The sequence below is a fragment of the Bacillus sp. JJ722 genome (assembly GCF_036963345.1).
Classification (GTDB): Bacteria; Bacillota; Bacilli; order Bacillales; family DSM-1321; genus Bacillus_AD.
Genome location: NZ_JBALMO010000251.1, coordinates 1 through 7,204, shown reverse-complemented (window position 1 = coordinate 7,204; position 7,204 = coordinate 1). Strand labels below are relative to the sequence as shown.

The 7,204-nt window shown below is 35.2% G+C and carries 8 protein-coding genes; 1 reads left to right on the top strand and 7 read right to left on the bottom strand.

Features of this window, described 5'->3' with window-relative positions; all coding sequences use genetic code 11:
* Positions 1–199 precede the first annotated feature (199 nt).
* Both V7014_RS22935 and V7014_RS22930 read right to left on the bottom strand, forming a co-directional pair.
* On the bottom strand, positions 200–304 hold the full coding sequence (locus V7014_RS22935) for a GapA-binding peptide SR1P (RefSeq protein WP_205063884.1): 105 nt from the start codon (positions 302–304) through the stop codon (positions 200–202).
* 179 nt (positions 305–483) lie between these two features.
* Entirely contained in the window at positions 484–783 is a 300-nt protein-coding gene (locus tag V7014_RS22930) for a DUF3055 domain-containing protein (RefSeq protein ID WP_335510692.1), read from the bottom strand.
* A gap of 173 nt (positions 784–956) precedes the next feature.
* Here V7014_RS22930 and V7014_RS22925 point away from each other — a divergent pair, with 173 nt between their 5' ends.
* On the top strand, positions 957–1,382 hold the full coding sequence (locus V7014_RS22925; RefSeq protein ID WP_438824964.1) for a DUF1885 family protein: 426 nt from the start codon (positions 957–959) through the stop codon (positions 1,380–1,382).
* Positions 1,383–1,429: 47 nt separating this feature from the next.
* Here the strand turns inward: V7014_RS22925 and V7014_RS22920 are convergent, their stop codons facing one another.
* From V7014_RS22920 to pdhA, 5 genes are all read right to left on the bottom strand, one after another.
* Positions 1,430–1,678 carry a hypothetical protein gene (locus tag V7014_RS22920; RefSeq protein ID WP_335510689.1) on the bottom strand — a complete coding sequence of 83 codons (249 nt, stop codon included), beginning with the start codon at positions 1,676–1,678 and terminating at the stop codon, positions 1,430–1,432.
* Between the two features lie 271 nt (positions 1,679–1,949).
* The gene (lpdA, locus tag V7014_RS22915) at positions 1,950–3,359 is read right to left on the bottom strand and encodes a dihydrolipoyl dehydrogenase (RefSeq protein ID WP_335510687.1); all 1,410 of its coding nucleotides are present in this window, start codon (positions 3,357–3,359) and stop codon (positions 1,950–1,952) included.
* Positions 3,360–3,363: 4 nt separating this feature from the next.
* On the bottom strand, positions 3,364–4,659 hold the full coding sequence (locus tag V7014_RS22910) for a dihydrolipoamide acetyltransferase family protein (RefSeq protein WP_335510685.1): 1,296 nt from the start codon (positions 4,657–4,659) through the stop codon (positions 3,364–3,366).
* A 115-nt stretch (positions 4,660–4,774) separates the two neighbouring features.
* Positions 4,775–5,752 carry an alpha-ketoacid dehydrogenase subunit beta gene (locus V7014_RS22905; protein WP_335510684.1) on the bottom strand — a complete coding sequence of 326 codons (978 nt, stop codon included), beginning with the start codon at positions 5,750–5,752 and terminating at the stop codon, positions 4,775–4,777.
* A gap of 3 nt (positions 5,753–5,755) precedes the next feature.
* Complete coding sequence (pdhA, locus tag V7014_RS22900) at positions 5,756–6,871, bottom strand: pyruvate dehydrogenase (acetyl-transferring) E1 component subunit alpha (protein ID WP_335510682.1); 1,116 nt, start codon at positions 6,869–6,871, stop codon at positions 5,756–5,758.
* Positions 6,872–7,204: the final 333 nt, after the last annotated feature.

The following is a 7,204-nucleotide window of genomic DNA, read 5'->3' as shown; positions in this document are numbered from 1 at the left end:
GTTAAAATGCATGTATTGATATTTTACTACATTTATTCAATGAGACATACTCAATAAATTATACTCTAATAAAATTATTACTTCCTTAATACAAAAAAGATGAACAAGCGTAACACTCGTTCATCTTTTTCTTTCTTGTATTATAAATTCTGCATCCCCATGAATCTGTGTTAATAAATTATGTTTCTATATTTCTAGCTTACTTCTTCTTGCAGCAATCACATTTAGAATATAGAACACTTACTTTTTCATCTTCAAAAGATTCAATTGTGTTTTCGCATGATTGACAAATAATAGTTCCCATATTTTAAACCCCTTTGTTTGAAATGTAATCGCTTTACTTTCTTAAATCCATAATAATATAACACATTTAAAAAATCAAGCCTAAATTGTATGTAACATTAAAAATACCACATATTAATATAGCACATATAACAAAAACAAACAGAATAGGTTATACCATTCCGTTTGCTTTACAGATAATTATTCATATTGTGATTGAAAGGGCACCTCTGGTAGTTCTTCTTTAAAAAAATCTGCTAAATCTATCGCTTGTTCTTTAGTAGAAATTTTAAACACAGCTTGCAAATAATCCAAATCCTCTAAATCCTTTTGTTCTAGGAGGGTTGAACGACTCGTCTGCATGCATATGACTAAAGGTTTTCCAAAAAACATGTTCGTATATACAATCCCAAAATCATAGCGAGTATCGTTTGTTGTAAATCCAATAAAACGTACTTTTGCATTCTCATACTCATCATAGAGCTTATCGAATAGTTCCATTAGAATTCCTCCTTTTCAAATATATAGGAATAATCATATCACCTTTTTACATTTTTTGTAAAGTATAATTTCTTATTTTTTGCACTTTTTTCAAATATTTACAAATGTTAAAATGAAAAGGATGATAACGGATTATCCAAAAGAAGAGAGGAAGGTTTTCAATGTCTAAGAACGTGAACGCCTATATTAAGTTAACTCCCGCTTCTACTCAACAAACTATAACTATTGATGAGGTAAAAAGTCTTTTGTCTTACTACAAAGAAATCACTGCAAAAACAGGTGAACAAGTTGATTGGAACTACAGCGATTATGCTTTTCCATATCAAATAAAAGAAACACTAGAAGGAAAAAATTGCTGGTTTTATCTCTCTTCAAATACAGAGCGATACAATGTCATTATAGTAGGCATTGATCAAGAACTAGTAAGAGAAGCCGCAAACGAACGAATACAAACCTATATCCAAGTTACACTTCCTGAGATTTCAACATTTGGCGATAAAACAAAAGCAAACGAACTTTGTAAATTCCTTTCTAAAAAACTTCAAGGTGAGCTACATTTATTTAATAAACGGGTTATCTATCACTACCCTAGAAAATAAGAAGAAAGCGGTTATCCATCGTAAGGATAGCCGCTTTCTTCCTATGTTTATATAAAAACAGAAAACTGTTGTAACAAGAAATGAAACACTCCATACGTAAGTAAACTAAGGATTGTAATAAAACTCGTTTTCATCTTGGAATGTAGAACAACTTGACTTATATAAACAGCGATTTGTAAAAAGACTAAAAACATAAATGCTTTATAAATAATCCTATCATGTTCGGAAAGCCACTCAGCTAATGTATAACCACTCCATACAATCCATTGAATAAGAAATACAAAATAGCTCTTCAACTTCCTCATCTCCACTCTTAACAACATCTAATATTTGCTTTCTAATTATTACAGAAATAACAAAGACATTTAGGTTGTACTCAAACAAATTATATGCGGAGAATGAATGATTATAACTTGTACTAGTAGGATTCCTTTCACACAAGAAAACGCTCAAATGTGTAGGCTACAGCAAGGTATCTTGTTTTTACATAGCAAAAAAGAGCTTTGTGTGGTCAAGGCCATACAAAGCTCTCTTTAAAGGTTTAATAATAGGCTTATTATTACCGTATTATTTTACAATGTGGATTGGATTTCCTAATGCAACTTCTGCTGCTTCCATTGTGATTTCACCTAATGTTGGGTGAGCATGAATTGTCATAGCAATATCTTCAGCAGTCATACCAGCTTCAATTGCTAATCCTAATTCAGAAATCATATCAGAAGCTCCAGGTCCTGCGATTTGAGCACCAATTACAAGACCATCTTGTTTTCTTGTAATAATTTTCATAAATCCTTCTGCAGAATTTAGTGAAAGTGCACGTCCATTAGCAGCGAACGGGAATTTAGCAGCAATGATATCCAAACCTTCATCTTTAGCTTCTTTTTCAGAGTAACCTACTGAAGCAAGTTCTGGTTCAGAGAATACAACTGCTGGAATTCCTAAATAATCAATTTCAGATGCATGTCCAGCAATTACCTCAGCCGCGATTTTTCCTTCATAAGAAGCTTTATGAGCAAGTTGAGGACCAGAAACTATATCTCCAATTGCAAAAATATTACTTACACTTGTTCTACATTGTTTATCAGTTTCTACTAATCCTCGATCAGTTAGTTTTACTCCGATTTCTTCTAAACCAATTTCACGAGTGTTTGGTTTTCTGCCAACCGTAACTAATACATAATCAGCTTCAATCTTTTCTTCTTGACCTTTTGCTTCATAAGTAACAATTACTTTATCTTCTAATTCTTCAACACCTTTAGCTAAAGCATTAGTTACAATTGTAGCACCTTTACTAGTCAAGTTACGTTTAACAAGCGTTGTCATTTGTTTTTCAAAACCTGGGATGATTTCAGGGCCACCCTCAAGGATCGTAATTTTAGTACCAAAGTTAGCATACGCTCCACCTAATTCTGTACCAATAACACCACCACCGATTACAACAATCGATTTTGGTAGTTCTGTTAAATTAAGTGCTCCAGTTGAGTCAATTACACGTTTACTATATTTAAATCCTGGAATCTCGATAGGAGTTGAACCAGTAGCAATAATTGCATTCTTAAATGTATAAGTTTGTGCCGACTTTTCATCCATAACACGTACACTGTTTTCATCAACGAAATATGCTTCACCGTAAACAGTTTCAATTTTATTACCTTTTAATAAAGAGCTTACTCCACCTGTTAATTTTTTAACAACAGAGTTTTTGAAATCTTGCACTTTAGAAAAATCAACTGTTACATTTTCAGCTGAAATACCCATATCTGCTGAATGTTTTGCATGGTCATAACGGTGACCAGCTGAAATTAATGCTTTTGATGGAATACAACCAACGTTTAAACATACGCCACCAACCGTACCTTTTTCAACTACTGTTACTTTTTGTCCAAGCTGTGCTGCACGAATTGCCGCTACATAGCCCCCTGGGCCTGCTCCAATGACAAGAGTATCTGTTTCAATTGGGAAATCTCCTACTACCATCTTTTTACGCCTCCATTAATAGTAATTCTGGATCGTTCAATAAACGTTTAATGTGGTTTAAAGCATTTTGAGCTGACGCTCCATCAATAATGCGGTGATCGAAGCTTAGTGAAAGTGCTAATACTGGCGCAGCTACGATTTCACCATCGCGTACGATTGCTTTTTCTGCAATTCTACCGATTCCAAGAATTGCAACTTCAGGATGATTAATAACCGGTGTAAACCATTGTCCACCCGCGCTACCGATGTTTGTAATTGTGCAAGATGCACCTTTCATTTCATTCGGAGCTAATTTGCCATCACGAGCTTTTCCAGCTAATTCATTAATTTCATTTGAAATAGAGAATACAGATTTACGATCAGCATTTTTCACAACTGGTACTAATAGACCTTTCTCAGTGTCAGCTGCAATACCAATGTTGTAATAATGCTTGTGAATAATCTCACTGTTTGCATCATCTACAGAAGTATTTAGAATTGGATATTCACGTAACGCGCTCGTTAATGCTTTAACAACATAAGGTAAGAAAGTAAGTTTAATACCTTTTGCAGCCGCAACATCTTTGAATTTCTTACGATGAGCTACTAATTTAGTAACATCGATCTCATCCATTAATGTAACATGCGGAGCTGTACTCTTAGAGTTTACCATAGCTTTAGCGATAGCCTTACGAATTCCGCTCATTTTTTCGCGACTTTCTGGGAATTCACCTTCAAGAACAACAGGTGCTACTGCCTGCTTAGTTTGCTCTTCTTTTGCTTCAGCAGCTTTATCTGCTACTTGAGTAGTTGTTTCTGCTGTTTCAGCTACTACGCTAGCGCCACCATTTAAGAATGCATCTACATCTTGCTTAAGTACGCGGCCATTATCCCCAGTTCCTGTTACAAGTGCAATATTTACGGCTTTTTCACGAGCATACTTTCTTACAGAAGGCATAGCAATTACACGTTTTGTAGATGTTTCTGCTTGTCCAGCTTCTTCTTTCACTTCTTCAACTGCCGCTTCCGGTTGAGCTGTTTCTTCTGCATGCTCATCACCTTTAAATGAAAGATGTTCATATCCTGGAGCGTCAAAAGTTACTAATACATCTCCAACGACTGCAACTGTTCCTTCTGCTACTAATACTTCTTCAACCGTTCCAGCAACTGGAGAAGGAATTTCTACTACTGCTTTATCGTTTTGTACTTCACAAAGTACATCATCTTCTTCTACCTTATCACCAGGTTTAATAAACCACTTTACGATTTCACCTTCGTGAATACCTTCACCAATGTCTGGTAATTTAAATTTAAAAGACATCTAAATCGTCCTCCTATTAATCAGTTGAACCTTCATCCACTGAGAAGGTTCAACTTAATGTACTATTATCTATTTGCTGTGTTTATAAACTCAATTATCAAAGAAATACTTATAATTAGAAGTTTAATACTTTATTTGCTGTTTCAATAATATCTTTATGGTTTGGTAACCAAACTGTTTCAGCTTGTGAGAATGGGAAAACAGTATCTGCAGCTGCAACACGTAATACTGGAGCTTCTAAGCTTAAAATAGCACGGTCATTAATTTCAGCTACAACGTTAGCTGCAATACCAGCTGATTTTTGAGCTTCTTGTACAACTACAGCACGTCCAGTTTTTTCAACTGAAGCGATAATTGTTTCAATATCAAGCGGGCTTACAGTACGTAAATCGATTACCTCTGCTGACTTACCTGCTTTTTCTAATTCTTCAGCTGCTTTTAAACATTCATGTACCATTGCACCATAAGCAATAAGTGTTACATCCGTACCTTCACGTTTCACATCCGCTTTACCTAGAGGAATAGTGTATTCACCTTCTGGAACTTCTTGACGGAATGAACGATATAATTTCATATGCTCAAGGAAAATTACTGGATCGTTATCACGAATAGATGAGATTAATAATCCTTTTGCATCGTATGGAGTTGAAGGAATAACAACCTTCACACCAGGTTGTTGAGCCATCAAGCCCTCTAAACTATCTGCGTGCATTTCAGGTGTATGAACACCACCACCGAATGGAGAACGAATTGTTACTGGAGAATGATATCTTCCGCCTGAACGATAACGCATACGAGCCATTTGACCACTAATGCTATCAATTACTTCAAATACGAAGCCGAAGAATTGGATTTCTGGAACTGGACGGAAACCTTGTAAACCAAATCCGATTGCTAAACCACCAATACCTGATTCTGCTAATGGAGTATCGAATACACGATCTTCACCGAATTCTGCTTGTAATCCTTCAGTAGCACGGAATACTCCACCGTTTTTACCAACATCTTCACCAAATACAAGGATTTTTTCATCATTTTTCATTTCAACGCGAAGTGCGTCTGTAATTGCTTGAATCATTGTCATTTGAGCCATTGTTTACTTCGACTCCTTTTCTTTGTAGATTTCGTACTGTTCTTGTAAGTTTGATGGCATTTCTTCATACATAATGCTCATTAAATCTGTAACTTTTTGTTTTGGAGTTGCATCTGCTTGTTTGATTGCTTCTTTAATTTCTTCTTTCGCTCTTTCAATAACAGCTGTTTCGTCTGCTTCGCTCCACAGACCTTTTGCTTCAAGATATTTACGGAAACGAACTAATGGATCTTTCTTTTCCCATTCACTATCTGTTTCACTTGTACGGTAACGAGTTGGGTCATCACCAGCCATTGTATGTGGACCATAGCGGTAAGTTAATGTTTCAATTAATGTTGGACCTTCACCTTTAATCGCACGCTCACGAGCGTCACGAACTGCTGCGTATACAGCTAATACGTCCATACCATCTACTTGTACACCAGGAATTCCTGCTGCTGCCGCTTTCTGAGCAATTGTTCTTGCTGCAGATTGTTTTTCTACTGGAGTAGAAATAGCATAACGATTGTTTTGTACTACGAAGATTGCTGGAGCTTTAAATGCACCTGCAAAGTTAATACCTTCATAGAAATCTCCTTGAGAAGCCCCGCCATCACCTGTGTATGTAATAGCAACTGACTGTGCACCATTTTTCTTCATTCCAAGTGCTACACCAGCACATTGAATGTATTGAGCACCAATAATGATTTGTGGAGAAATTACATTTACTCCTTCAGGAATTCTGTTTCCTAAGTAATGTCCACGAGAGAATAAAAATGCTTGGTATAATGGTAAACCATGCCAAACGATTTGAGGAACATCACGATATCCAGGTAAGATGAAATCTTCCTTTTCTAATGCAAATTGTGAACCAAGTTGTGAAGCTTCTTGTCCAGCAGTTGGAGCATAGAATCCAAGACGACCTTGACGGTTTAATGAAATTGATCGTTGATCCAATACGCGAGTATATACCATTCTTGTCATTAACTCTTTTAATTGCTCATCTGTAAGATCTGGCATTAAATCTTTGTTAACAACTTCTCCCTCTTCGTTCAAAATTTGAATCGTTTGAAATTGTGCTTCAATCGCGTCGAATTGTTTGTTTACATCCAATAAAGCTTTTGCTTTTTTCGCAGCCATTCTGCCACCAATCCTTTCTTCTATTTAAAAAGGTAATAATTTTTATATATCCTATTTTGGAAATGAGAAAACACATAAATTCTCCAAAAAAAGTCAATGTCAAGTAATACCAACTACTTATCCATTCATCATTTTTTTGGTTAATTACCGATTATATTTTATACTGTATTAGTAAAAAAAACAATAACAATGTAACAATGCTGTTTTCTAGTTCAAAGTTTACATCACATACAATTAGCTCGTCAACACATATGATTCTCTTTTATTTTTTTATTTCACAAAGTCAGGAAATTTATTTATTAAATATAATTTATTGAATCTGTTATATAATAT